Source organism: Enterobacter sp. RHBSTW-00975, from assembly GCF_013615235.1.
In the GTDB taxonomy this organism is placed as follows: Bacteria; Pseudomonadota; Gammaproteobacteria; order Enterobacterales; family Enterobacteriaceae; genus Enterobacter; species Enterobacter ludwigii.
This window is the reverse complement of the sequence record NZ_CP055883.1, coordinates 1,393,321-1,420,058: the sequence shown is the minus strand read 5'-3', so window position 1 is coordinate 1,420,058 and position 26,738 is coordinate 1,393,321. Positions and strand designations below refer to the sequence as shown.

The 26,738-nt window shown below is 50.3% G+C and carries 24 protein-coding genes and 1 pseudogene; 9 read left to right on the top strand and 16 right to left on the bottom strand.

Annotated elements, in window-relative coordinates:
- Positions 1 to 24 precede the first annotated feature (24 nt).
- The 4 genes from HV340_RS06845 to HV340_RS06830 all read left to right on the top strand — a co-directional run bounded on the left by HV340_RS06845 (position 25) and on the right by HV340_RS06830 (position 3,730).
- Positions 25 to 1,512, top strand: a complete 1,488-nt coding sequence (locus tag HV340_RS06845; RefSeq protein WP_033145010.1) for a recombinase family protein — start codon at positions 25 to 27, stop codon at positions 1,510 to 1,512.
- Positions 1,513 to 2,030: 518 nt separating this feature from the next.
- Positions 2,031 to 2,792: a lysozyme inhibitor LprI family protein gene (locus HV340_RS06840; protein ID WP_172421297.1), complete on the top strand. Its 762-nt coding sequence runs from the start codon at positions 2,031 to 2,033 to the stop codon at positions 2,790 to 2,792.
- Complete coding sequence (locus HV340_RS06835; RefSeq protein ID WP_029464058.1) at positions 2,782 to 3,150, top strand: hypothetical protein; 369 nt, start codon at positions 2,782 to 2,784, stop codon at positions 3,148 to 3,150. Before HV340_RS06840 ends, HV340_RS06835 begins: the two co-directional genes overlap by 11 nt.
- Positions 3,134 to 3,730, top strand: coding sequence for a hypothetical protein (locus tag HV340_RS06830; protein WP_016537359.1), 597 nt, complete (start codon positions 3,134 to 3,136; stop codon positions 3,728 to 3,730). Before HV340_RS06835 ends, HV340_RS06830 begins: the two co-directional genes overlap by 17 nt.
- A gap of 157 nt (positions 3,731 to 3,887) precedes the next feature.
- Here the strand turns inward: HV340_RS06830 and HV340_RS06825 are convergent, their stop codons facing one another.
- From HV340_RS06825 to HV340_RS06805, 5 genes are all read right to left on the bottom strand, one after another.
- A complete protein-coding gene (locus HV340_RS06825; protein WP_000549951.1) occupies positions 3,888 to 4,577 on the bottom strand; it encodes a VIT family protein in 690 nt (229 codons plus the stop codon).
- Between the two features lie 134 nt (positions 4,578 to 4,711).
- Positions 4,712 to 5,293, bottom strand: coding sequence for a cytochrome b/b6 domain-containing protein (locus tag HV340_RS06820; RefSeq protein ID WP_181216385.1), 582 nt, complete (start codon positions 5,291 to 5,293; stop codon positions 4,712 to 4,714).
- Positions 5,294 to 5,419: 126 nt separating this feature from the next.
- Positions 5,420 to 6,540, bottom strand: a protein-coding gene (locus tag HV340_RS06815) for an IS3-like element ISSen4 family transposase (protein WP_085950818.1) whose coding sequence is annotated in 2 segments (ribosomal slippage) — positions 5,420 to 6,282 and positions 6,282 to 6,540 — 1,122 coding nt in all. Because the reading frame shifts where the segments join, the coding sequence is not laid out codon by codon here.
- A gap of 371 nt (positions 6,541 to 6,911) precedes the next feature.
- Positions 6,912 to 7,286, bottom strand: a complete 375-nt coding sequence (locus tag HV340_RS06810; RefSeq protein WP_013096889.1) for a cytochrome b562 — start codon at positions 7,284 to 7,286, stop codon at positions 6,912 to 6,914.
- Positions 7,287 to 7,403: 117 nt separating this feature from the next.
- Complete coding sequence (locus HV340_RS06805; protein ID WP_033145009.1) at positions 7,404 to 8,342, bottom strand: cation diffusion facilitator family transporter; 939 nt, start codon at positions 8,340 to 8,342, stop codon at positions 7,404 to 7,406.
- Between the two features lie 240 nt (positions 8,343 to 8,582).
- On the opposite strand from HV340_RS06805, the pseudogene HV340_RS24410 reads away from it, so the two are divergent.
- Together HV340_RS24410 and HV340_RS06800 are read left to right on the top strand one after the other, a co-directional pair.
- Positions 8,583 to 8,687, top strand: a pseudogene (locus tag HV340_RS24410) (reverse transcriptase); the annotation flags it as partial.
- Positions 8,688 to 9,038: 351 nt separating this feature from the next.
- Complete coding sequence (locus HV340_RS06800; protein WP_032730990.1) at positions 9,039 to 9,653, top strand: recombinase family protein; 615 nt, start codon at positions 9,039 to 9,041, stop codon at positions 9,651 to 9,653.
- Between the two features lie 198 nt (positions 9,654 to 9,851).
- On the opposite strand, the gene HV340_RS06795 is transcribed toward HV340_RS06800, so the two are convergent.
- Positions 9,852 to 10,832 (bottom strand): IS5-like element IS5 family transposase, encoded by a 981-nt coding sequence (locus HV340_RS06795; protein WP_059346264.1) that lies wholly within the window; start codon positions 10,830 to 10,832, stop codon positions 9,852 to 9,854.
- 692 nt (positions 10,833 to 11,524) lie between these two features.
- Positions 11,525 to 12,247, bottom strand: coding sequence for an inovirus-type Gp2 protein (locus HV340_RS06790; protein WP_057057595.1), 723 nt, complete (start codon positions 12,245 to 12,247; stop codon positions 11,525 to 11,527).
- A gap of 666 nt (positions 12,248 to 12,913) precedes the next feature.
- Here HV340_RS06790 and ldtB point away from each other — a divergent pair.
- Positions 12,914 to 13,834: a L,D-transpeptidase gene (gene ldtB, locus HV340_RS06785; protein WP_025204618.1), complete on the top strand. Its 921-nt coding sequence runs from the start codon at positions 12,914 to 12,916 to the stop codon at positions 13,832 to 13,834.
- A gap of 70 nt (positions 13,835 to 13,904) precedes the next feature.
- Here ldtB and HV340_RS06780 read toward each other — a convergent pair whose 3' ends face one another.
- From HV340_RS06780 to mntR, 9 genes are all read right to left on the bottom strand, one after another.
- Positions 13,905 to 14,621: a GntR family transcriptional regulator gene (locus tag HV340_RS06780; protein ID WP_014169269.1), complete on the bottom strand. Its 717-nt coding sequence runs from the start codon at positions 14,619 to 14,621 to the stop codon at positions 13,905 to 13,907.
- Positions 14,622 to 14,636: 15 nt separating this feature from the next.
- Positions 14,637 to 15,959 carry a PTS transporter subunit EIIC gene (locus HV340_RS06775; protein ID WP_032677738.1) on the bottom strand — a complete coding sequence of 441 codons (1,323 nt, stop codon included), beginning with the start codon at positions 15,957 to 15,959 and terminating at the stop codon, positions 14,637 to 14,639.
- Between the two features lie 51 nt (positions 15,960 to 16,010).
- Positions 16,011 to 17,387, bottom strand: a complete 1,377-nt coding sequence (locus tag HV340_RS06770; protein WP_063925234.1) for a glycoside hydrolase family 1 protein — start codon at positions 17,385 to 17,387, stop codon at positions 16,011 to 16,013.
- 146 nt (positions 17,388 to 17,533) lie between these two features.
- Positions 17,534 to 18,574 carry an aldo/keto reductase gene (locus tag HV340_RS06765; RefSeq protein ID WP_014169266.1) on the bottom strand — a complete coding sequence of 347 codons (1,041 nt, stop codon included), beginning with the start codon at positions 18,572 to 18,574 and terminating at the stop codon, positions 17,534 to 17,536.
- Positions 18,575 to 18,680: 106 nt separating this feature from the next.
- Positions 18,681 to 20,201, bottom strand: a complete 1,521-nt coding sequence (locus HV340_RS06760; RefSeq protein WP_063925235.1) for an efflux transporter outer membrane subunit — start codon at positions 20,199 to 20,201, stop codon at positions 18,681 to 18,683.
- Positions 20,201 to 21,772: a DHA2 family efflux MFS transporter permease subunit gene (locus tag HV340_RS06755; RefSeq protein ID WP_047357135.1), complete on the bottom strand. Its 1,572-nt coding sequence runs from the start codon at positions 21,770 to 21,772 to the stop codon at positions 20,201 to 20,203. The genes HV340_RS06760 and HV340_RS06755 overlap by 1 nt, the downstream gene beginning before the upstream one ends.
- Positions 21,769 to 22,863: an HlyD family secretion protein gene (locus HV340_RS06750; protein WP_020884906.1), complete on the bottom strand. Its 1,095-nt coding sequence runs from the start codon at positions 22,861 to 22,863 to the stop codon at positions 21,769 to 21,771. The genes HV340_RS06755 and HV340_RS06750 overlap by 4 nt, the downstream gene beginning before the upstream one ends.
- A 101-nt stretch (positions 22,864 to 22,964) precedes the next feature.
- Complete coding sequence (locus tag HV340_RS06745) at positions 22,965 to 24,074, bottom strand: anion transporter (protein WP_040016987.1); 1,110 nt, start codon at positions 24,072 to 24,074, stop codon at positions 22,965 to 22,967.
- Positions 24,071 to 24,544, bottom strand: a complete 474-nt coding sequence (mntR, locus tag HV340_RS06740; protein ID WP_014169260.1) for a manganese-binding transcriptional regulator MntR — start codon at positions 24,542 to 24,544, stop codon at positions 24,071 to 24,073. Before mntR ends, HV340_RS06745 begins: the two co-directional genes overlap by 4 nt.
- 183 nt (positions 24,545 to 24,727) lie before the next feature.
- Between mntR and mntS the strand changes: the two genes are divergently transcribed.
- Positions 24,728 to 24,859 carry a manganase accumulation protein MntS gene (gene mntS / locus HV340_RS06735; protein WP_020884908.1) on the top strand — a complete coding sequence of 44 codons (132 nt, stop codon included), beginning with the start codon at positions 24,728 to 24,730 and terminating at the stop codon, positions 24,857 to 24,859.
- Positions 24,860 to 25,142: 283 nt separating this feature from the next.
- Positions 25,143 to 26,726: a phosphoethanolamine transferase gene (locus HV340_RS06730; protein ID WP_025204621.1), complete on the top strand. Its 1,584-nt coding sequence runs from the start codon at positions 25,143 to 25,145 to the stop codon at positions 26,724 to 26,726.
- Positions 26,727 to 26,738: the final 12 nt, after the last annotated feature.

Here is a 26,738-nt window from a genome sequence, read left to right as displayed (position 1 = left end):
CTCTTGTAAGTTACTGAGGTACTTATGAAACAAAACGGAAAAGCATACTCTTACATAAGGTTCTCATCAAAGAAGCAAGAACAAGGTGACTCCGTAAGACGTCAAACTGAGCTTGCAGAACAGTACGCACACGTGCATGGCTTGATTCTATCAGATAAGAACTTTCAAGACCTCGGAATCTCAGCATTCAAAGAGGGAAACAGGCCTTCGCTGGGCGACATGCTCGAAGCAATCGAGAAAGGACAGATTGAACCCGGTTCAACCATCATCATCGAGTCGTTAGATCGTCTGAGCCGCAGAGGTATTGACGTGACTCAACAGATAATTAAGTCGATTCTGCAACACAACGTCTTTATCGCTTCACTGGTTGATGGTTTATTACTTAATCGTGAATCCGTCAATGACCTCGTGAGTGTCATCAGGATAGCTCTGGCTGCGGACCTTGCCCATAAAGAATCTGAAAAAAAATCGCAGCGCCTGCGTGAAACGAAAAGTCAGCAGCGACAACGAGCGCTAAGCGGTGAGGTTATCAATAAAATCCTGCCTTTCTGGTTAAAACGGAAAGAAGGTAAATTTGTTTTTAGTGACAAAGTTGATACGGTCAGGAGAATCATTCAGTTACGACGTGAAGGGTTTGGAACAAATAAAATCGCTAAAGTGTTAAATGACGAAGGTCACAAACCATTACGTTCTGCTGGCTGGAATCATACAACAGTTGGAAAAACAATAAATTCGGTTGCACTTTACGGTGCATATCAAACATCAGAGACAACTAAAGATCGCAAAATCATTCTGCTTGATATCATAGAGGATTATTATCCTGCTGTTATCAGTAAAGAAGAATTCATGCTCTTACAGTCTGATCATAAACAAAACAAACCGGGATATAAATCTGAACATAATGCCTTCGCCGGAATATTAAAGCACGAATGCGGCGGCTCACTTGTCAGAAAATTTCACATCGCTTCCGGAAAAACATATCAATACCATGTTTGCGCTAATGCAAGAGATGGAAAATGTAACACAACCAAGAATTTCAAAAATATAGAAATAGCACTTTACAGGATAATGAAAAAACTTAAACTTGAGAAAAACACCAATTTTGACGGGGCATTACCGTTAGAACAGGAAACAATAAAAAAGAGGATTCAGGAACTAAATGATATGCTTCTTACTGCGGCCAAGATCCCGAAAAGTGTAATGGAAACGATAAATAACCTTGAAGATAAACTACAAGAAGTTGAAGAAAAAATAAAACAACAGAATAGTATGATTATCTCTGAGCGGGCGTTTGACTTGAAACTATTACAGGATATCAAAGAGCCACAAGAACTGAATATGATGCTTAAACGAATCATCGAAAATATCATTGTCTATAACATAGGAAAAAAGTGGAGAATAAAGGTTCAGTACAAAAACAAACACGTTCAGAGTTTCCTTTGGGATGGCGAAAACATTACTTTCATTACCGATACTAAAGAAATATTAGATCTCGTTAACTCCTGGGGCTAAAATGAGCGTCTATCCATCGCTATATAGCCATGAATCGCTCTGTATCTTGTCAGAGCGATTAAAGCAGACTTCAGGCATCGTTCAATATAAAACCCCCGTAAAACTTGATACAGAGCGTTGTAGAGCAAGGGTTCAAAATTACATCGTATTCATTATGTCTACGAACTGTACAATTGCACCACTTCTTATCGAAACACCTCTATGGTTGCAGGAAAGCCCGCACAAAGTAGATTGTTATGTCTTTCAATCGCAGTATTCAAGACTAACCGCTGCCCGCCGCCCGACGTTAACACCAAGCATATGAACCATTTTAAAACCCTTTAAAAACAATACCCTTCGCATCTTCCCCCTCTTCTCCCCATGTTAATCGATCGTTTTTACAGATCAATTATACGATATTGATAGATTTCATAGATCAATGTAAGATCATGATTCTTCGGTTAGTGTTTCTCGTAAACAAGACTCACGGAATGAATACTCTGTCCACGATGGAGTGCGAAAGAAAGAAGGTATCCAGAATGACAATTCTTATTAAAACGTTAAAAATCATGGCGTCAGGTGTTGTTTTCGTTTCAGGTTTAACCACCGCCTCCAGTACCGTGTATTTCTTGCCAGAGGCAAAATCAATGGGTGTCGCCAGCAGCGACAAAAACGCACTGATGTTTCTCGGGATGGACAGGGATGTAAATCTGAAGGGAATATGCTTCGCGATGACAAAGCAATCATCATCAATCGTTCCGCTGGTAGATATCACTGCTACAACTGATAACGGCAGATTCACGATGCACGGGTTACGCCCTAATGTCAGTGATTCTAAAGAAGTCACTTGTTCCTTCGGGTCCGAAGCTGGTGATTTCTTGACTGCCATTTCGAAGTCAACAACCGTTAACGTGAAGCTGGACTTCAATGGCGAGATCCGCAATTACAGTTTCGACACTACAGAGTTCGGAAAGGTATTGACTGCGAATGGGCAAGCCGTGGGGGAAAAAGCAGCTAAAGACTACGCTCAGGGAGTACGTGCACCCGTTTTCTATAGCAGCGGTAGCGAAGCTCCCAAAAACAATGCAGTAACCTCAAACGTCGATACACACAGTTATAAAGCAAGCGATGAGAAACTTAATTCGGTCTGGAAAAGCCTTAGCCCTGAAACCCGAAAACGATTGCTTCCTTCTCAAAGAGAATGGATAAAGCACAAATCCGGCTGCAATAATGAACAGAAATGTCTTACCGACATGACGAACAATCGCATTCGTGAACTGGAGTCTGAATATGGAAAATAATGCACTGACTTTGGTTTTAAAAAACGATTGGGTAGCATCGTCTTCTGGTAATACCTATACCGGAAAATACACAGTTGGACGGTTTCACCTGACAGATGCGTTCATCGTTGTGTATATGAAGCTGATACATGGAATTGAAATACCCGATTTATGGGTCAGTAGCAGTTTCACTAACATACCAGATACCGATACCCGTAGGGTTATGTATATGGAAGGCTGCGATATGTTATCGAAAGAAACAATGAACGAAATTCGTAATACGGTGAAGTCCCCAACAGACAATATGAAAATACACCGCAATGGCAATCATGTTACCAAAATAGAATTCATGGAAGAACGAAATGAAATCACCCTATGAACGTTATATTAAAATAGCAGTCATAACCGTCGCAATAGCCTACGGCATCAATCTCCTTTACGGGCTGACGCCCCCCCCATATCAGCCTAAAACCCCCGAAGTGAAGGCCAAGGTAAATGCTGATACCGTAACTCAGCAACAACCTGAGCAACCATCCAAACCATCGATAATCGATATACTTCCGCGAATGTATACAACAGGGGAAGTTTATGCGCGGTTTGAACAACATGAATTCAGGGCAACAAATGACTTCAAAAAATGTCAGTTAATGGTAACAGGAAAAATAACTGGTATCGGTACTGTTACTTTCAGAAAAAATCCTGTAGTAACATTGGGTATTCCCGGTTCAGATGAAGGCCTGAAGTTCATATTTGAAGATACGAATTACAATAACGATAAAGTTGCTGCATTGAATATTGGGGATCTGATTATAATCGCCGGGAAGAATGCACGACCTGGAACCTTTGGTGGTATCTTTCTTGATGACTCGAAGATAATGACTGATATGATTTCAAAGAAGAAACGACAAATTTTGGTTGTCAATGGTGGCGTTTACGACCGGGAAATTTGCCAGAAGTAGCGTTGTCCTTGCCCTTGAAATGGAGGGGGAGAATCCCCTCCATCACCCCTTCAACAGGTATTGGCGCAAGCAGGAATCGAGTTTGAAGGGAGCTGCATTGCAAATTGTTTTGCGAAGCATCGCCAGTAAGATGGTACTCGAATTGTGCTTCATAACATTAAAGCAGGGCCTGCCCTGCAAAATGACCAATCCCCATAGACAAAAGCATAGCCATGGTACTCCAGAACGTAATTCTTATGATCGCCCTGACAGGAGAGGCTTTACTCAAAACCGAAGATATATAGCCAAGGACCGCCAGTGAAAAAAGGGTGGAAAGGATTATCAACAAAAAAGCCAGTTTCAGAGGGGAGAGCCATGCCACGATTAAGGGTAACACCGCACCAGCGGAAAAACTCAGGGCAGAAAAGACAGCTGCCTGTAGGGGCTGTGCAGAATTTATATCCGTCAACCCCAGTTCTTCACGGGCATGAGCATCCAGGGCATCTTTGACCATAAGTTGCTCCGCAACCTGCCGGGCAAGCTCTGGCTCCAGTCCACGTTGCATATAAAGTGAAGTCAGTTCCCGCACCTCTCCCTGATAATCAGTTTCCAGCTCCCTTTTTTCCTGGGCAAGTGCTGCGTTTTCGGTATCCGCCTGAGATGAGACGGAAACATATTCCCCTGTAGCCATTGACATAGCTCCGGCAACCAGTCCTGCAACACCTGCAAGTAAAACACCGGAAGGACTGCTATTTGCAGATGCAACCCCAAGAACAAGGCTCGCTGTCGAAACAATTCCGTCATTTGCCCCCAGTACAGCTGCCCTCAGCCATCCCACTTTTTCGATACTATGTCGTTCAAGATGCATATATTTTTTCCTTCAAATACGCATACTCATCGGAATTACGGATAAATAGAAAATGCATTGACGGATAAATGCGCGGTTATAGTCTGTTTTAGCCAACCATTACAGGGCATCTTATCCATCATAAACCTACAGCACTATTCGGTAACGGGATTTTTCCTTTGGCTACGAACGGTGAGGAAGATATGCAGCAACCCCATCGCACCATGTGCCCAGAAATAGGTTTCAATAAATACAGTCAGAAACTTATGCACCTGCAGGACGGTTTCTGTCAGCACAGGTGACGTGCCAAGAGCAGTATTGAGAGCAAACCAGAATCCACCACATAATGCAACGCCCAATAGTGCAAGTACACCAAGCCCCTGAACCAGAGCAGCAATCCCACCAGCATGAGCTTCAGGAAGACGGAATGATATCAGCATTTTGATATCTTCAACCACACCTCGAAAATCAAGGACCACCCAGGCAAAATAGTAACGAAATCCTCGTTGTGTCAGCATCCATGCAAGCATGACAAACCCAAGGACAATCAGTGATAACCCAGTGATAACATGGAACCATGTTACGAACCCAGTGAGAGTATAGTCACTAAGCGCATCGCTTTCGGTAAGGTTTGAATTAATAATCTGCAATAAAATCAATACAGCTACGATGATATGCAGCACACGTAGAAATGGTGTGTTTTTGTGAGGAAGAGCATTACGTAAATTTTCGTTCATAATTTAGCCACTTTTTTAAGGTTGGTTGACCACTCAATATTATGCCTTTTTATTAATGATAACCTTAACTTCTCAAAACCAAGATGCACTCAGTAATTGACCTGCCCCCACGATTAGATACAACACTCAGTTAGTAACGTCGGAATCTTCATTCTCAGAATGACCCTTTCTCCAGCCCGCTGCAAATTCAGACGGTGTCTGATAATTCAGCGTGGAGTGCGGGCGGCATTCGTTATAATCCTGCCGCCAGTCATTAATAATTTTCCTGGCATGAACGATATCGCTGAACCAGTGCTCATTCAAACATTCATCGCGAAATCGTCCGTTAAAGCTCTCAATAAATCCGTTCTGCGTTGGCTTGCCCGGCTGGATTAAGCGCAACTCAACACCATGCTCAAAGGCCCATTGATCCAGTGCACGGCAAGTGAACTCCGGCCCCTGGTCAGTTCTTATCGTCGCCGGATAGCCTCGAAACAGTGCAATGCTGTCCAGAATACGCGTGACCTGAACGCCTGAAATCCCAAAGGCAACAGTGACCGTCAGGCATTCCTTTGTGAAATCATCGACGCAGGTAAGACACTTGATCCTGCGACCGGTGGAAAGTGCGTCCATGACGAAATCCATCGACCAGGTCAGATTGGGCGCCGCCGGACGGAGCAGCGGCAGACGTTCTGTTGCCAGCCCTTTACGACGTCTTCTGCGTTTTACGCCCAGGCCACTGAGGTGATAAAGCCGGTACACGCGCTTATGATTAACATGAAGCCCTTCACGGCGCAGCAACTGCCAAATACGACGGTAGCCAAAACGCCTGCGCTCTAGTGCCAGCTCAGTGATGCGCCCTGATAAATGCGCATCAGCAGCCGGACGGTGAGCCTCATAGCGGCAGGTCGACAGGGATAAACCTGTAAGCCTGCAGGCACGACGTTGCGACAGACCGGTCGCATCACACATCAACATCACGGCTTCCCGCTTCTGGTCTGTCGTCAGTACTTTCGCCCAAGAGCCACCTGAAGCGCCTCTTTATCCAGCATGGCTTCGGCAAGCAGCTTCTTGAGTCTGGTGTTCTCTTCCTCAAGCGACTTCAGGCGCTTAACTTCAGGCACCTCCATACCGCCATACTTCTTACGCCAGGTGTAAAACGTGGCATCGGAAATGGCATGCTTGCGGCAGAGTTCACGGGCGGGTACCCCAGCTTCGGCTTCGCGGAGAATACTGATGATCTGTTCGTCGGAAAAACGCTTCTTCATGGGGATGTCCTCATGTGGCTTATGAAGACATTACTAACATCGGGGTGTACTAATCAACGGGGAGCAGGTCATCATGACCAACAAACAAAACACAGACTGACGCGTGACCACCAAATATAATTTGGCCCCCTGAATCCACCCCGCGCAACACCAATAGGTACTTAACTTATGTTGAGGCAACAAACTAAAATATGTAGCATTGATAATGCATGTTTGTTACCCCAACATTTTTATATGTATTTTGCAGATAAGATAACGTTGTGAAATTTCCTCACCAGTGCATAGCTATCTGCTTGATTACAGGCACGTGTATCATGTCAGTTCAGGGATATCTTTCCAGCATATCTACCTTCACCGAATAATTCCCGGTCTCAGTCAACACCTAGTTTATTGTGGTATTTTCTCATCAGACTGCCTAGTTTCTGTGCTGCAATTTTCCCGGCGTCAAGACCTTCCTTCTCAGCGGTACTTTCAACGGCAGTTACCTCATCAATTAGAAGTGACATGCCTGCAACATACGTTTCCCTGTCATACCCTTCTACAGGGCTGTTCAGGATGGACTCTGCTGTTGCTTTCAGTTCCCGCATATCTTTCCTGAAGGATGTAACGTCCTCCTCCTTAAGTGCTGCGCGGTAGCTTTTATTCATCATCTTCATGGCATGTTCAACACCGTCAGAACCAGCCATTACACAGGGGGATAAAAGAAGGGTGGCTCCTATCACAACAGTACGCATAATTTTTCTCATAATAGCCTCCATATTGTTTACTCTCGTTTTCACAGTCAGAAGGGGTAATATTGCGCAAAAAAATAATCCCTTCCCAATCTTCTCAAAAAACAGCAGCATTCATATTATTTTTCAGGATTATTTGCCCCCGCAACCAGGACTATTATCACCTTTAAAATAAGGGTCAACATGTGTCATAACATTTAAAACATGATGATTATCTAAAACTGATTTCCTGGCCAAAACAGCAATGTCATGTCCTACTTTCACTGATAAATCACCATCAATTTCCAGATGAACATCAACCACAACAAGGTCCCCCATTTTTCTGGTCTTGAGGTCATGGATGCCTTCGACCCCAGGCGTGGACAATAATGTTGTTTTTATACTATTTTCAGTTTCAATATCCACGGCCCTGTCCATCAAGTCATGAAGCGAATCTGACATAAATGAATATCCCATTCTGGTCACAACCAGTCCCACAACCAGTGCAGCTACCGGATCAAGCAATTTAAACCCTGATAAACTACCAATAATACCAATAGCCACCACCAAAGATGAGGCGGCATCAGAGCGGGCATGCCAGGCATTGGCAACCAGCATAGTGGATTTTACTCGGGTTGCTACTGCCAGCATATAGCGAAAAAGAAGCTCTTTGATAACCAGTGCGGCTAAGGCCACCCACAGAGCAACAATATGTACCTGAGGAATATCATCTGGTTGTTGCATTTTATTTGCTGCTGACCATAACATCCCGATGCCAACAATGAATAAAATTGTCCCCAGAATTAATGATGCACCATTTTCATAACGATGATGCCCGTAGTGATGGTCATCATCGGGATTTTTTTTACTTTTATGATTAGCAATAAGCACCACAAAGTCTGAAACTAAATCAGACAGAGAATGGATACCATCCGCAATAAGCCCCTGAGATCCGGAAAATACGCCAGTAATCACTTGCCCGGATGTCAGAAAACAATTAACAAGCACACTAACCCATGTGCTTTTACGGGCCGCGAGGAAACGCTCATGAGAACTAATATCAATATCATCCGTAAGTTTGTTTACCTGCACCTGAAACTCCTAATAACAGCATCTACAGTTAATACTAAGCAGCCAATACTACCCGGCCAAGTTCAGTTTTGGTATATGAAATTTTGAGGTACTGTGGTGAAAATATAAAAATGGTGAGATTTATTCCTGTAAAGACCGCGCCATGGTGGCGATAACATCTATTTATCATAACGCCTGAACATTAATTTATTCTGAACAGAAGAGAGAAGAAAAGTTGACAGTTATCACAACTATACACTTACGCCCAGTGTGGATGGGTTCAACAAACTAAAATTGCAAACCCGATTAACTGAGGAATTGAGCGCTCTCGAAGAGGAGTTGCTTTCGGGTAGCTGTCAACCATTGCAAAATGGTAAACAACATCCTTTGGGTCCCCAACTGTGTGGCCACTGTAGTGACTGTGGTGGGTGATAGAACTGGTCACATTGATGCCAGACTTTTTCGTGCCGCATGTATGGCACACTGAATTTGATTAAGACCTGCTGAAATGAAACCGGAGTGCTTCAGCTACAGAAACTGACCAAATCGTATACCCCAAGCAAGATCTGAATACCATCCGAACAATATCTCTTTTAGGTATACCTGATAAAGACCATGACACAAAGTATCAATAGGGTTTAAATTTAACTCTATTGACAGCAAAATAACGTAATGTATCATATGGATATTGGATTGATATTTCAAAGAGAATACATAATGAATGTCCGTATCTACTGCCGTGCATCTACGGAAGGCCAACATGCTGATCGTGCATTAGTTAGCCTGCGCGAATTTGCGCAAAGCAAAAACTGGTCGGTTGCCGGAGAATACGTTGAGAATGCAAGTGGTGCGAAGCTTGATCGTGTTGAACTCATGCATCTACTGGTGGAAGCACAACCCGGTGATCTGCTTCTTATTGAAGCAATTGACCGTCTCAGTCGTCTTCAACATGAAGAATGGGCTGAACTCAAAGCTACGTTGAATAGTAAAGGGCTGGTAATCGTATCAATGGACTTACCGACCAGTTGGCAGATGGTTGAAATGTCCGGTAATGACCTTACCAGTGGCATTCTTCGGGCAGTCAACTCCATGCTAATCGATATCCTCGCAACAATGGCACGACAGGATTATGAAACTCGGCGTAAACGTCAGGCACAGGGGATCGAGAGAGCAAAACAGGCAGGTTTGTATACGGGGAAAGAAAAAGATATGGAAGCCCGTGAGACTGTTCGCGAAATGCTGGCGCAGAACGTTAAACCAGCCCACATAATGAAAGCTGCTGATATCAGTCGTGCAACGTTCTACCGGATCAAAAAGGAATTGGTAAGCTAGTTCAAATAAGTGTATTGGCTTTGACTCGCACTGACAGTTTCCGCAGACAGAGGGAAGGTGCGAATAAGCGGGGAAATTCTTCTCGGCTGACTCAGTCATTTCATTTCTTCATGTTTGAGCCGATTTTTTCTCCCGTAAATGCCTTGAATCAGCCTATTTAGACCGTTTCTTCGCCATTTAAGGTGTTATCCCCAGTTTTTAGTGAGATCTCTCCCACTGACGTATCATTTGGTCCGCCCGAAACAGGTTGGCCAGCGTGAATAACATCGCCAGTTGGTTATCGTTTTTCAGCAACCCCTTGTATCTGGCTTTCACGAAGCCGAACTGTCGCTTGATGATGCGAAATGGGTGCTCCACCTTGGCCCGGATGCTGGCTTTCATGTATTCGATGTTGATGGCCGTTTTGTTCTTGCGTGGATGCTGTTTCAAGGTTCTTACCTTGCCGGGGCGCTCGGCGATCAGCCAGTCCACATCCACCTCGGCCAGCTCCTCGCGCTGTGGCGCCCCTTGGTAGCCGGCATCGGCTGAGACAAATTGCTCCTCTCCATGCAGCAGATTACCCAGCTGATTGAGGTCATGCTCGTTGGCCGCGGTGGTGACTAGGCTGTGGGTCAGGCCACTCTTGGCATCGACACCAATGTGGGCCTTCATGCCAAAGTGCCACTGATTGCCTTTCTTGGTCTGATGCATCTCCGGATCGCGTTGCTGCTCTTTGTTCTTGGTCGAGCTGGGTGCCTCAATGATGGTGGCATCGACCAAGGTGCCTTGAGTCATCATGACGCCTGCTTCGGCCAGCCAGCGATTGATGGTCTTGAACAATTGGCGGGCCAGTTGATGCTGCTCCAGCAGGTTGCGGAAATTCATGATGGTGGTGCGGTCCGGCAAGGCGCTATCCAGGGATAACCGGGCAAACAGACGCATGGAGGCGATTTCGTACAGAGCATCTTCCATCGCGCCATCGCTCAGGTTGTACCAATGCTGCATGCAGTGAATGCGTAGCATGGTTTCCAGCGGATAAGGTCGCCGGCCATTACCAGCCTTGGGGTAAAACGGCTCGATGACTTCCACCATGTTTTGCCATGGCAGAATCTGCTCCATGCGGGACAAGAAAATCTCTTTTCTGGTCTGACGGCGCTTACTGCTGAATTCACTGTCGGCGAAGGTAAGTTGATGACTCATGATGAACCCTGTTCCATGGCTCCAGATGACAAACATGATCTCATATCAGGGACTTGTTCGCACCTTCCTTAAGGTAGTAATACCCGCTACACCATCAAAGTATTGTCATATTTTGATCGCACAGATGGTTGTTCAACTTACGCTTCTGGCAAGGGGCGGAATGTCAAATTGCCTCCGGCTCTGCGGCAAAGCTGTGTCAGGCCAAATCTGATCTAATACTTTTTTCTCGATCCCGACCGGACAATAATCATCGAACAAAACATTCTGCGGGCTGTGAATACATTAAACACTCACTACGTTCGTGTACTTGCTTCAAATGCTGAAGTGATGTCCTGAATTACGAGCGAAGCGAGTTTCGTCAAGCGAAGCGAAGACGGATAGCCAAACTGGTTAAAAAGTATACGGATATGTCTACTTTTCTCTATATATAAAATATAAAAATATAATAGTAGACATTAGACACTCACTACGTTCGTGTCCCTCGCTTCGCTCGGAATTTTGAAGAAATGTATGAATCTATAAGCAAAGCAACTATCGTTGAACTATCATGCAATTGACCGAAGCTAAAGTTAATCAGGTTCAAATCATGCCTTAAAACGCTCTGAGCGAAGCTGTAAGCGTTTTTTATGATATGGGTAATGCGATTGCATACCTTGGAAAGAAAAACGCTCTACGGGCTTCCAGTGCGACATTTACGAATTCAGTGCTTTACCACTCAATTTCGATGTTGAATACAAGCGCGTTCCCTTCCCTGTCTGCGACTTCCCGCGTTCTTTTGCCAGGTAAGAAAGCCAGAATACCGGACCTTCGAGTGTCGAAGGATCATCACGATGAATGACGTAGTGATCGGGATAGTCTTTAGTGGCTTTAGACAAGTTCACAAGTGTTGCTTTCCCACCTGTCAGTTTCATCCAGATTTCCGTAATAATACCAGCGATCCCTCTTTCTGGCGTTCCAAACCACCTTACCGAACGATGTGGAAGTGCAATCCAGCAATGGTAATGGGGTTGTGAAGCCTTTTCCTGTTCGCAAACCCAACCGTAAGCAAAATCGATGATAGGTTCTGATAAACCGTTGTTTCCAGACTCCAGGCGGTCACGTAATCGTTTGAACAGGTTGCGTATGTATTTGTTACCTGCTTCAACAGAAGTGAACTCAGGGAGGTGGAGATCAAAACGGGTCAGGAACACTCGACTGTAGAGCTTCAGGATTGCTTTCAGTTCGTTAACTATCGGCATAAGTATATCATGACGAACACCAGATCCGATTCTTGTGTTAACCCGGTATTCGTGACCATCATAAACAAAGGAGTTGCCATTAATGGTTTTGTAACGTCCGTGTTCATGGTAGATGGTACGAAAACTTGTTGTCGATAAAATCGACGATTGAAACTGCATTTCAGATTGTTGCATCATTGTTAAATTAGCCTTTTTGTATTCAGAAAGAGATCACACCTCCTACATAGTTACTACCTAAAACCACGGTAAAATGAGGGCATTTGCGATAGCGCAAAGCCGCCTTATATCTGACGTTGGGGATGTTTTGGAGGAGAGAAATACTACGGAACAAAGTTTACGAATGTATTTATTCAACCTCCCACCATAACAGAAAGAAAAAAAAATGCAATTTAAAATTTATCCGGGCTGAACAGTGGGTCCGATTTGCTGGTTGACCTTATGATATTCTTGGGTTGAGTGGTTAAAACCACCAGGCCAGTATAAGGATATTGACCCAAATGAAACCAAAATTTTAAACAACGAAGACTGACCAATGTACGCAAGCAGGATGAAAGAAACTTCTCTCCGCATCTCTTAATTTCCCCCTTTGAAACTATATGGTGACGTTGCTGGTAACTAACACGGGGAGATTCCTGCGAAAAGTGTGATAAACACGGCATTATGCCACAATTCCGAATTGAGATCCCGCGTTGCGGCAATCCGCTAAACTTTAACAAAATCGAAAAAAATGTGATTTCGTACACATCTGAATTCCCTGTTAGCGGGAATGCACATATAATGCGCTCCCATCAAGATTCAGACTTATCAACTCATCGCCGGAATGGCTTAGATACCTCGCACAACATGAACATGAAATTAACAACGCTTTTTGCGGCGGCGTTAGCCGTAGTAGGTTTTTGCAAAACCGCTTCTGCGGTGACTTATCCGCTGCCGACAGACGGTAGCCGTCTGGTTGGTCAAAACCAGGTGGTCACGGTGCCTGAAGGTAACGCTCAGCCACTGGAATATTTCGCGGCGCAGTACCAGTTGGGCCTGTCTAACATGCTGGAAGCGAATCCGGGTGTTGACCCGTATCTGCCTAAAGCCGGTACCGTGCTGAACATTCCTCAGCAGCTGATCCTGCCGGATACCGTCCATGAAGGTATCGTCATCAACAGCGCGGAAATGCGTCTGTATTACTACCCGAAAGGCACCAACACGGTTATCGTGCTGCCAATCGGTATCGGCCAGCTGGGTAAAGACACCCCAATGAACTGGACGACCAAAGTTGAGCGTAAGAAAGCAGGTCCAACCTGGACGCCAACCGCCAAAATGCACGCAGAGTACATCGCTGCGGGTGAACCCCTGCCAGCCGTTGTACCGGCAGGCCCGGATAACCCAATGGGTCTGTACGCGCTGTACATTGGCCGTCTGTACGCGATTCACGGGACCAACGCCAACTTCGGTATCGGCCTGCGCGTAAGCCACGGCTGCGTACGTCTGCGTAACGAAGACATCAAATTCCTGTTCGAAAACGTGCCGGTCGGTACCCGCGTCCAGTTCATCAACGAACCGGTTAAAGCGACGTCTGAGCCGGATGGCAGCCGTTACATTGAAGTACATAACCCGCTGTCCACCAGCGAAGACCAGATCAACAACAACGAAATCGTTCCGGTTACGCTGAACAGCGCGGTGCAGTCCGTGACCTCTCAGCCGGATGTAGAGACAGCGATTGTTGACCAGGCCGTTCAGAACCGTTCTGGTATGCCAGTGCGTCTGAACTGACCCTCTGCCCGGTGGCGCTTTGCTGACCGGGTCTGAGAATAAAAAAGCGGGCTCTGATGCCCGCTTTTTTTTATCCGTTATTGACGATAACTATCCCACCGTGGTCGTAACGGTAGTGACAGTGGGCATACTCAAGCGGTGTGCCATCCTCCAGATAGATAACCTGCTCCACCTCCAGCACCGGATCGGTCTGCTCGCAGATAAGGTGTTGCATATCCAGCGCGTTCGGTTTTAGCGCCCGCACCACCCGGTACGACCCCATAATTTTCAGCCCCAGCGTCTCCTGCACGTAGCGGAACACGGAGCCTTCAAGATGGCTTTTATTCAGACCGGGCACCAGATTAAGCGGCATAACGGTGGAGTCCAGCGACATCGGCTCACCGTTGAGCAGACGCAGACGAACAAAGTCATAGACAGGCGCATCGGCGTTAATCATCAGCGAGGCCTGCTCCTTCTCGTTCGGAAAGCGCAGCTCGAAATGGACCACGACGCTGGAAACGGTGCCCAGATGCTCCCAGGTTTTTGTTGCGCCGAAGTAGTCGCTGCCGGAAAGATCCCACTGCGAGAGTTGCAGGAAATTTTTGCGGATAAACGTCCCCTGCCCCTGACGGGTATAGATCAGCCCTTCCACAATTAACTGGCGTATGGCCTGCTGTATGGTCATCCGGCTGGTGCTGAACTCCGCCGCCAGGGCAAACTGGTCCGGGAGCGGTTCGTTGGCGGCGTATTGCTGGCTAATAATGCGTTTCTTAATTTCCCGCGCTATGGTGATGTACTTCGCCGCCATCGTCCTTCCTTTTTGTTAGTTTTCTGTCCCGCTGTTTTTTAATGCCACTCTCTCGGCAATTTTGAGGAAAGGCAGGTAGAAGAATACACCAAATACAATGATTGCCAACTGCACGACCACGGCGCGCCAGTCCCCTGCCGTTGCCAGCCAGGCGCTCAGAATGGGCGGAGTTGTCCACGGGATCATAACCACACAGCGCGACATTAACCCCAGGGTAGTACAGAACCACGCAAACCAGATACCTATGGCAGGTAGCAGCACAAAGGGGATCATCAGCGGCAGGTTGAACACAATCGGCAGGCCAAAAATGACCGGCTCGTTGATGTTAAACAGACCCGGCGCCAGCGACAAACGGGCCACCTGTTTCGCCGATTTTTGCCGTGAGAAGACGAAAATGGCAATCAACAGTGAAATCGTGCTGCCGGTGCCCCCCACCATACCAAAGGTCGGTACAAAGATATTATTGATGATATGTGGGACAGGCTGACCGTTGGCAAAGGCCAGCATATTCTCGTTGGTGTTGATCAGCAGAAACGGCTCCAGCACCACGCTGTTAACCACCGACTGATGGATCCCAAGCGTGAACAGGAAGTTACCAAAGCTATAGATAAAAATCGTGCCCGGCAGGCTGGTGTTGATCAGGCGCAGCGGCTGCTGAATAAAAGTGGTGATCAGGTGGATGAGATCCGTGTGCAAGACGTTCGCCAGAAGCGCGGCCAGTATGGCAAACAGGGAAAGCGTCAGGATCGTCGGGATCAGCGCGGTAAACGATTTGCTGACCGCAGGCGGTACATTTTCACCTAAAGAAATGTGCAGCGCTTTCAGACGAGAAATGGCGATAAACAGTTCCGTTGAGAGCAGACCAATCAGCACCCCGGCAAAAATGCCGGTTGAGCCAATATTGGAGAACGTCAGCACCTGCGTGACGTTCACCGTGGCGTCGCTGCCGACGGGCGTGAGCTGTAAGCGCATCGGCATCATAATGATAAAACTGCTGATGGCGATAACCACTGCCGAGACCGGGTTGTCGAAGTCTTTGTTGCGTGCCAGCGACCAGGCAATCATCGGTGCCAGCAACAGCGCGGCGATATTCAGCGTACCGTTAATAATAGCCTCGCCCCACACCTTAAAATGCGCCAGCGTGTCGCCTTCAAAAATCCATGGGAATACCACGTTATTCACCAGCACCGCCAGACCGGCAAGGATGAAAATGGGCATGACCGTGGCGAAGGCATCGCGCAGGGAACGCAGGTGCACCTGGTTTGCCAGGCGCGCCGAGAACTCAACAAATCTGTCGACAAAAGACTGCATATGCGGTGTTATTTTTGTTTCAGACATAGCGGATATTTCCCTTCAATCAGTCACAAAAACGGCCCGGCAGCGTACGGCTTACATCTCGCGTCCGTTGGTATGGATAACCTGTTTCAACCATGCGTAGCTCTTCTTCGGTACGCGCTTTAAGTCTTTCAGGTCGTAGTTTTCACGGTTCACATAGACCACGCCGTAACGCTTACGCATGTCTCCCTGTGAACTCAGAATGTCGATTAAGCCCCAGCCGAGGTAACCGATCACCTCTGCGCCATCCTCAAACATGGCTTGTTTCATCGCCTCGATATGCGCCCGGTGGTAGTCAATACGGTAGGTATCTTCAATCGGATTCACACCGTCCCAGGACTCGATCACCCCAATACCGTTTTCAATCGGGAATACCGGCATACGCCAGTCGTTGTAATAGCGGGTGATGATGGTGCGAAAGCCCAGCGGATCAATCTGCCAGTTCCATTCGGTCGCTTTCAGGTACGGGTTATTTTTATCACCGTGCAGAAGGTAATCGTTGACCGGCGTTCCTTCGGGGATCGCATCGCTGTCGAGGGTTTTACTGGCGTAGTAGCTGAAGGCCATATAGTCGTTTTTGGTACGCGCCAGCAGCGCAAGATCCTCAGCGCGGTAGATATCCGCAAAACCTTGTTGTTCCACGACGGCCATCACCGCCGGGCTGTAACCCTGGCCGGCAAAGACACGCAGCAGGTTCTGGTTGAGGAATTCGTCATACTGCTGGGCGCAGAAGATATCACGCGGTTTACAGGTCGCCGGATAGACCAGCTGGTGCGCCAGCATACCGCCCATCAGCTGGCCCGGACGGGTCTGGTGCAGGTATTCGGTCAGGGTCATATGCGCGACCATGGTGTGGTGCTGCAGTTCATACAGCTCGCGCAGGGTTTTCTCGCCTTTCATATAGCCCGAGATCCGGAAGGCTTCCGGCATGTGGAAGATGTTCTGCTCGTTAAACGTCAGCCAGTACTTCACCCGGTCGCCGTAACAGTCGATCATCTTTTTGCCGTAGCGGATAAACGCGTCCATCACACGGCGATCGTTAAAACCGTTGTACTCCTGCGCCAGCGCCAGCGGCATATCGAAGTGGTAGAGGCAGATCATCGGCTCAATGCCGCGGGCAATTAAATCGTTAATAAAGCGGTCATAAAAGGCGATACCTTCGTCGTTGAAGTCACCGTCGCCCTGTGGACATACGCGGCTCCAGGCGATCTGAAAGCGGTAGCAGTTCATGCCCAGATCCTGCATCAGGTCGAAATCTTCCCGATAGCGGTGGTAGGAATCGGTCGCGACTTTCCAGTCAGAAACGTTCTCCCCGGCTTCGCGAATGTCATAAACCGACATTCCCTTTCCTCCCTCATTCCAGGCTCCCTCCGTCTGCATACTGGATACGGAATTGCCCCATAAAAAATTGGCTGGCAGAAATTGATTCATGATCGCTCCCTATATGACTAGTCATTTAAAATTTCATGACTAGTCATATAGGCGAAGACGAAAAATCAATCAAAGAGGAGGATCGTTTTTTGTGAGCAAGGCGGGAAAAAAACCCGGTCAGCGAAGCGAGACCGGGAGAAGGACGGTTATTGTTGTGCGAGCTGATGACGACGATATTCACCCTGCCGCTCCAGCATCCAGCCCGGGTATTCGCGCGGCAGCGCGCTGACGGCATCAAGCTGTTTAAGCTCGTCTTCGCTTAAACGGATCCCGGTGGCGGCAATGTTGTCGTCCAGCTGGTCGACACGTTTGGCACCAATAATGACGCTGGTTACGGCCTTCTGATGCAGCAACCACGCCAGCGCAATTTGCGCCACAGAGACACCCTTGCGCTCGGCCAGGGTGCGCATCACATCCACACAATCGAAAGCACGCTCTTTATTCACCGGCGGGAAGTCAAATTCCAGGCGGCGACCGCCGGATTCACTCTGCCCGTCACGGCCATATTTTCCGCTAAGCAGACCGCCTGCCAGTGGGCTCCAGACCATCAACCCGACGCCTTCACTCTGCATCATCGGTATCAGTTCACGCTCAAGATCGCGCCCGGCGATGGTGTAATACGCCTGCAGTGAAGCAAAACGCGCCAGTCCAAGGCGTTCGGAAATGCCCAGCGCTTTGGCAATCTGCCACGCCGCCCAGTTAGAGACGCCGATATAACGCACGTGCCCATGCTGTACCAGGTTATCCAGCGCGTAGAGCATCTCTTCGACAGGGGTTGCCGGGTCAAAACCGTGGAGCTGATACAGATCGATATGATCGAGCTGCAGACGGCGCAGGCTCTCTTTGACGCTACTGATGATGTGATAGCGCGAACTGCCGCGGGAGTTCACCCCGGCCGTGCCCGTTTCGCCAAACACTTTGGTGGCAACCACCACATTTTCGCGCGGAATTTTCAGGTTCTTCAGCGCCTGGCCGGTGATCTCCTCCGAGCGCCCTTCCGAATACACATCCGCGGTATCGATGAAATTAATTCCGGCATCCAGTGCACGGCCCACCAGCTGCTCGGCTTCACTTTGCTGCAGCTGACCAATCTTGCCCCACATGCCGCCTTCTCCGCCAAAGGTCATGGTGCCAAGGCACAGTTCAGACACAAACAGACCGGTATTGCCCAGTTTTTGATAACGCATAAGATAATCCTCGCATGTCGTTCGATGGGTACCCGATAGTTATACCCGCCCCATAGCCATCGCGAATGTGGTGTTCCTGTCCGTTTCTTGCCCAATCCTCTGAATCTTATCCGCGCGGAGCCTCACCAAAGACCTTGTAATCCGGTAATTGCACCTGCTGATACGGCTCCCAGCCGCCGCCCAGCGCTTTGTAGAGCGCCACCAGATCGAGAGCGCTCTGCACCTGCGCCTGCGCGCGTTGCTGCTGCGCCTGCGCCAGCTGCCGCTGGGCATCCAGCACGTCAATAAAGCTGGCGATCCCCTGCCGGTAGCTGTCGCTCGCCAAATCGAACGCGTTTTGCAACGCATCGATGGTTTTGGCAAGGCCGGCTTCACGCTGCTGATCGGTGCGGTAACTCACCAGCGCATTCTCCACGTCCCCGAGCGCGGTGAGCACTGTCTGGCGGTAGTCGAGCACTGCCGCGCCCTGCTGCGCACGCGCCACCTTCACGCTCGAGACCAGTCTTCCGCCCTGGAAAATCGGTATCGAGACCTGCGGGCCGAAGCTGTAGAAGTGGCTGCTCCAGTCCGTCAGCCAGTTGGTTTCGCTGTTTCGCAGACCAAACTGCCCGGAGAGGGTAAAGCTCGGGAACAGCTGCGCCACGGAAACGCCGATTTGCGCCGTGGCGGCGTGTAGATTGGCTTCCGCCTCGCGCACGTCAGGACGACGACGGGCCAGCGTGGAGGGGATACCCGTTTGTACAATATCCGGCAGGGCGGGCATCGGCTGCGCCGACTGCAGCTCCGCATCCAGCGCCCCCGGCGGCTTGCCGAGTAAAATCGCGAGGCCATTCATTGCCTGCCGTGCCTGGGCCTGATACTGAGGAAGCTGCGCTTCGAGGTTCCCCAACTGGGCACGCGCATTTTCAACGTCCATCTGCGGTGACAGCCCGCCCCGCTGGCGGCTTTCGGTGAGTTCCAGGGTTTGTTGCGCACTCTTAATCTGGGTGTTCAGCGTGGCAATGATGCTCTGCGCCCCCCGCAGCTGCAGCCATGCGCGCGCCACTTCCGCCTCCAGCGACACCAGCGCGTCGTTACGCTGCTCTATCGCCGCTTTCTGCTGCGCTTCGGCAGCCTCTACCTGTCGGCGCACCTTGCCCCACAGGTCGATTTCCCACTGCGCATCGAAGCTCCCCTGGTAAAGATTGATCGGCTGCGTCAGCGGTCCTAGCGCGCCCCTGAGTTCAGGATCCACGTTATCAAGCTGGTCGTACACGCCGTGGGATTTCAGCTCTCCCTCCAGCCCAAGCTGCTGGCGCGTGGCCTGCAGATTACCGTTTACGGAAGGGTAAAACGCCCCACCCGCCTGGTTAATCTGTTCGCGCGCCCCGGCAATACGCAACACCGTCTGCTGCAGGGATAAATTTCCCGCGATCGCGCGCTCTATCAGGCTGTCCAGCTGCGGTGAACCGAAGGTTTTCCACCAGCGTGGGTTGGTTGCCATCGAGGCCGTTTTTGACTTCACGCCGCTGTCACCCGGATCGTTCCAGTGTGTCGGGGTCTGCGACGCCGGCGGCTGGTAATCCGGCCCCACGGCGCAGCCTGCCAGCAGCATGATCATCAGGGGGGTTAAACGTCTGTGTATCATCAATGTGCTCCTGCACTCCCCTCGCTCTTAACCGGCGAGAGCAACAAACAAAACGGAATCAGTAACATGGCTACCACGCTCAGAATGGTGAACACGTCGATATACGCCAGGAAGCGCGACTGCTCGATCATGGTCTGGTACATGCGCCCGGTGGCGATACCGGTAGGGTCCCCGACCTGAGTGGTGAAGTTCTGGATCGCCTGTGCGCTTTCGCGTATCGCCAGCTGGAACTGTTCATTAAACGGTGACGCGTGATAGGCCAGATGCGCGCTGTGCGCCTGGGAACGTTCGGTAATGGCCGCCGTAGAAAGCGAGATGCCAATTGAGCCCGCCACGTTGCGGAACATGGTGAACAGCGCCGCCGCATCGGCGTTCAGCCGCCTCGGTATCGAAATAAAAGCAATGGTGGTGAGAGGAACAAACAGGAACCCAAGCCCTATCGACTGGGCGCTGCGGAACAACACCAGCGTTTCGAAATCGATATCCGGGGTCAGCGTACGTGACCAGAAGAACGACACCGCCAGGCAGGTAAAACCGAAAGCGATAATCCAGCGCGTCTGCACCACCGGCATCAGCTTCAGCACCAGCGGGATAGTCAATACGATCAACACGGCGCCCGGCGAAAGCACCAGCCCCGACCAGGTGGCGGTGTAGCCCAGATCCTGCTGTGCAAGCTGCGGAATCACCACCGAACTGCCGTACAGAATCATCGCCATGCCCGCCATCAGCAGGCTGGAGATGGCGAAGTTGCGATCTTTCATGCAGTGCAGATCTACCACCGGTTTTTTGGCATACATCAGCCAGTAAATCGCTCCAATAATGCCGATGAGCGTCAGCACGGCGAAGGTGCGAATAAAGTTCGAATAAAACCAGTCCTCATCTTCTCCCCGGTCGAGCATCACCTGCAGGCAGCCCAGCCCCAGCGCGATCAGGCCGATCCCCGTCCAGTCGATAGACAGCTTCTCTTTCGATTTGCTTTCCCATGGCGGGTCTTCCAGCAGCTGGTAGATCGCCAGCACCGTTACAATCCCCACCGGAATGTTGATGAAGAAAACCCAGCGCCAGGAGTAGTTATCGGTGATCCAGCCGCCCAGCGTCGGGCCAAGTACCGGCGCAACGATGATGGCGATTGACGACAGACCAAACGCTTTACCCCGGTCCTCGGGTTTAAAGTAGTCGAGCAGCACCGACTGCTGCGTGGGCTGCAGCCCCCCGCCGAAAAAGCCCTGCATTACGCGAAAGAGAATGATTTGCCATAGCTCGGTGGCGATCCCGCACAGGAACGAACAGACGGTGAACATCACGATGCAGATGAGGAAGAACTGCTTGCGGCCAAAAACCCGGCTCAGGAAAGCCGATATCGGCAGCACTATGCCGTTTGCCACCAGGTAGCTGGTCAATACCCAGGTGGATTCGTCGTAGCTGGACGAGAGCGACCCGGCCACATGCGGGAGTGCCACGTTAACGATAGTGGTGTCGAGGATTTCCATAAACACCGCCAGCGTGACCACAATCGCCACCGCCCACGGATTACTGGCAGGTCGCCAGTTGTCGTGGCTGTGATCCGTCATTCCACTGTCACCTTCGGTGCAACCGACAGTCCAAGCGGCAGCGGTTTGTTGGGATCCAGCCCTTTATCAATCACGATCTTCACCGGCACGCGCTGAACGATTTTGACAAAGTTACCGGTAGCGTTTTCCGACGGGAAGGCGGAGAAGCGCGAGCCGCTGCCCTGTTGAATACTGTCGACATGGCCTTCGAGCGCCATATCCGGCCAGGCATCTACGGACACCTCGACCTTATCGCCCGGCTTCATGCGTTCGAGTTGCGACTCTTTAAAGTTCGCCACCACCCACACATTCGGAGAGACCAGTGAAAACAGCGCGGTACCCGCCTGCACCAGGGTGCCGGGCTGGACGTTGCGTTTAGTGACAAAACCGTCAAACGGGGCGCGGACTTCGGTGTAAGAGAGGTTCAGCGTCGCGGTTTCCAGCTGCGCTTTGGCCTGATCGACCTGGCGCTGACGCGCTTCCACATTGGTCTCCTGCTGGCGGATCTGCAGCTGTACCTGCTCCGCCACTTCAAGCTGCGCCTGCGCACTTGCCAGGCCCGCCTGGGCACTGCGCAGCTGGGCATTGGCGGTATCAATACTTTGCTGGGTGGTCGCTCGCGGGTCAACGCCTCGCTGGCGGCGATACTCCGCCTGCGCATTGGCCAGATCGGCCTGCGCTTTAATCACCTGCGCTTTAGCTTCATCACGCTGAGCGGGATACTGGACTTTTGACAGCGCCAGCTGCGCCTGAGCCTGATGCAGCTGGGCGATCGCCAGCCCAAGCTGGGCCTGCGCCTGATCGCGCTGGGCGGTGGTATCACGCGGATCGATAACCACCAGCAGGTCACCCTTTTTCACCCGCTGGTTATCGCGCACGCGCAGCTCGGTGACATAGCCTGCCGTTTTCGGGGCAATCGTCACCACATCACCGTCGGTAAAGGCGTCGTCAGTGGTCTCTTCGTTACGGGTTAAAAACCACCAGACCAGCGCCACGATAACCATCACCACCACGACAATGCCAAGGATGATTAACGGTTTTTTGCCCGGGCGCTTACGCTGTTTAGTGTTGTTTTCCTGCTCGTCAGCAGGCAGGTTTTGATCTTCAGCCATAGGTCAGCAACAGTCCTGTCAGTGAGCGGCATCACACTATGCCGTTCACTAAAGCTAGGACGTTGCTATACGTTTGCCAGGAAAAACTGACAAATTGCGCACTATATGAGAAGGAAAATTCCGAAACCGATCGCCGCGGCCCAAATCAGCATCGGGATCGACCAGACATGGAAACGCCACCAGATACGACGATCGTTAGCCATACGCAGGGCAATCAGGTTAGCAAGCGAACCGGGCAGCAGCCCAAACCCGCCGATATTCACCGCCCACGCCAGCAGCGTGTCAGGGGGAACGTAGTTGAGGAGTAAAATGGTGGAAGGCACGTTGCTGATGAACTGTGACAGACCAATCGCCGTGAGCCACAATCCCGGCTGCGACAGGCCACTGACGCTGTGCAAAACGTGTTGCAGTACCGGAAGCTGGATAAGCAGATGCACATCAATAAACATCACCATAAAGACCAGCAGTAACGTCCAGTCCACGCTGACCAGCACGCGCCGCGCCAGGAATAAAAAACCGGCGGCGACGAGCAGTACGCCCGCCAGTTCATACTTCAGTTCCAGCGCGAACAGGAAAACGATGTACAGCGCCAGACAACTCCACACCAGACGCGGCTGCCACTGCGGGCCCGTGGTACCGCTGTGGTACTGCAGTTTTTTAACCGGGAACGCGAACCAGCAGACCGCCAGCAGCGACACCATCATCACCAGCGCCAGCGGAGCCATCTGCCAGGTAAAAGCGGCAAACGACAGCCCGGAGCGTCCCCACAGGAGAATATTTTGTGGGTTGCCAATAGGGGTCAGAAGCGAACCGGCGTTAACGGCCAGCGCCTCGAAGATGATCAGCCGGCTAACCGGGATCTCGCAGAGCTTACGCAACGTGAGCGTGAGTGGCACGATGATAAACAGCGCCACGTCGTTGGTCAGAAACGTCGACAGCACCGCAGCAGAGAACACCATAAACAGCGCCAGACGGCGTTCAGTGGCAAAGCGGCGCACCATTTTACGTCCCAGGACGTCAAAATAGCCGCTCAACTCTACCCCTTTGGTAAGCATCATCAGGCCACTGAGGGTAATGATGGTGCGCCAGTCAATCACCGCAGGCCAGGTGTGTGGCGCAAACGGCACAAAGATGCTCAGTACTGCGCCAATGATGAATAAGAGATGGAAGAAACGATCGCGTGCCAGGGCCTGCAGTCCGGGGATGTTCATTCAGCGGAGGGACCATATTTAAGGGTAAATTCGCGAAACTTAACCAGCGTCTCTTCGCTGACGTGGTGTTCCATTCCTTCCGCGTCCCGGCGGGCAATTTCCGGGCTTACGCCCAGCACCAGTAAGAAGTTTTCGACGAGCTGGTGGCGCTCGCGACTCTCCTGGGCGAGTTTCTCCCCTTCCGGCGTCAGAAAGACGCCGCGCCAGGGGATCATTTCAATCAGGCCCACGGAGGCCAGACGTTTTAACATTTTTGCCACTGTCGGTTGGGAAACGCCCAGCCGTGCAGCCATATCCACCTGGCGCGCCTCCCCGACCTCGCGAATCAAATCGGAAATCAGTTCAACATAGTCATCAATCAGCTCACGACGGTGCGCTTCACGTACCTGGCGAAAACCTTCGACATGTTCTTCAACATTCACCAGTTGCGTCGTTTTTCTGATTGTTGGCTTACCTGCGCGACGGTTCATTGTACTTCCTCAGTGGGGTGACGCTTCCAGCGCCCGGTATCGAGAGCGCACATTGTAAACCATCCCTCTACAAGCACAAAAAATTAACGAAATAGCCATAGCTATACAATATAGCCTGTGCTATATCTGTATGTAATGCAGTCACCCTTCACGGATCGAAGGGATCAAAAATCAGGAGGTCTCATGAACGAATTCAAGAGGTGTATGAACGTGTTTACCCACTCCCCCTTTAAAGTACGCCTGATGCTGTTGAACATGCTGTGCGATATGTTTAACAACAAACCCCCGCATCAGGACGACAAACCTTCCCACTAAGCGGCGTTGCGGTACGCCGCTTCATTTTTCCGTCACAAACCCTCTGTACACTGGCTTTTAGCCGCCCTATTCCCGATCTTTTTTACGGATTTGCAATCCCCTTCGCAAAACATCTGCTTAGCAACTGTTGCTATTATTTAGCGCTCGCACTATCTTCTTGCAGCCCTGCACAATTTGCGGCTCGCTGAAGCGGACCCTCATTCCCTCTCCACGCACTGTCAGGCAGGTTATGACCCTTGACGCCAGGGTGAGCACATGGCGTTTTTATCCATGATAGTGACCTATGAATTTAACCCTGATAGACACCGTTGTTACCCGTAGCCGGGCCTTAAGCCCGTGGACGGGATTTTACTTTTTGCAGTCATTACTGATTAACTTTGCGCTTGGCTATCCCTTTAGCCTGCTCTATGCCGTGGCCTTTACCTGCATATTGCATGTGCTGTGGCGAACGGCTCCGCGCGCGCAAAAAACGTTAGTCGGAATCTGTTCCCTGGTCGCTGCACTCTATTTCCCGTTTGGTCAGGCTTACGGCTCGCCGAACTTTAATACCCTGCTGGCGCTGCACTCGACCAATATGGAAGAGTCGACAGAGATCCTGACGATCTTCCCCTGGTACAGCTACGTGGTCGGCCTCTTTATCTTTGCCCTTGGCGTGATAGCCGTTCGCCGTAAAGCGGAAGAGAAAAAAACGTGGGGAAAAATTGAGCACCTGTGCCTGGCGTTCAGCGTGGTGGCATTCTTTGTCGCACCAGTACAAAACCTGGCCTGGGGTGGGGTGTTCAAGCTGAAGGATACCGGCTATCCGGTGTTCCGATTTGTGAAAGACGTCGTCGTTAACAATAAAGAGGTGCTCGACGAACAGGCACGTATGGCTGAGCTTTCAAATATGAAAGACACCTGGAACGTGCTGGCCGTGAAGCCCAAATATCACACCTATGTGGTGGTGATTGGTGAAAGTGCACGTCGCGACGCCATGGGAGCCTTTGGCGGACACTGGGACAACACGCCGTTCGCCAGTTCGGTCAAAGGCACCCTGTTTACCGATTATGTTGCGGCCAGCGGCTCAACGCAGAAATCTCTCGGCCTGACGCTGAACCGGGTGGTCGATGATAAACCCCAGTTTCAGGATAACTTTGTTACCCTGGCGAACCGCGCAGGTTTCCAGACCTGGTGGTTCTCCAATCAGGGGCAAATTGGCGAATACGATACGGCCATTGCCAGTATCGCCAGACGCGCCGACGAAGTGCAGTTCCTGAAGAACGGTGATTTTGAAGCGGACAAGAACACGAAAGATGAAGCGTTGCTGAAAATGACGGCGCAGGTCTTTGCCTCTCCGCGTACCCAGCCGCAGCTGATTGTTCTGCACCTGATGGGGTCTCACCCGCAGGCCTGCGATCGGACCGGCGGTAAATACGCAGAGTTTGTGCAGTCCAAAGAGACCTCATGCTATCTCTACACCATGACGCAAACCGACGACCTGCTCAGCAAGCTGTACGATCAGTTGCGCAATACGGGTGACAGTTTCTCGATGGTCTACTTCTCGGATCACGGGCTGGCGTTTAAAGAGCGCGGTAAAGAGGTGCAGTATCTGGCGCACGACGATAAGTTCCAGCAGAACTTCCAGGTACCGTTTATGGTTGTGTCGAGTGATGATAAAACGCATCGCATTATTAAAGCGCGGCGTTCGGCCAATGATTTCCTGACCTTCTTCTCGCAGTGGACGGGGATTTCGGCACAGCAGATAAAAAATGCGTACCCGTTTGTCTCTAACAAGAAGGCTCCCCCAGTTTACATTACCAACTTCAAGTTACAGAAAGTTGACTATAACCATCTGGGAACCGATATCTTCGATATTAAGAGTAAATAATCCGGGCAATCT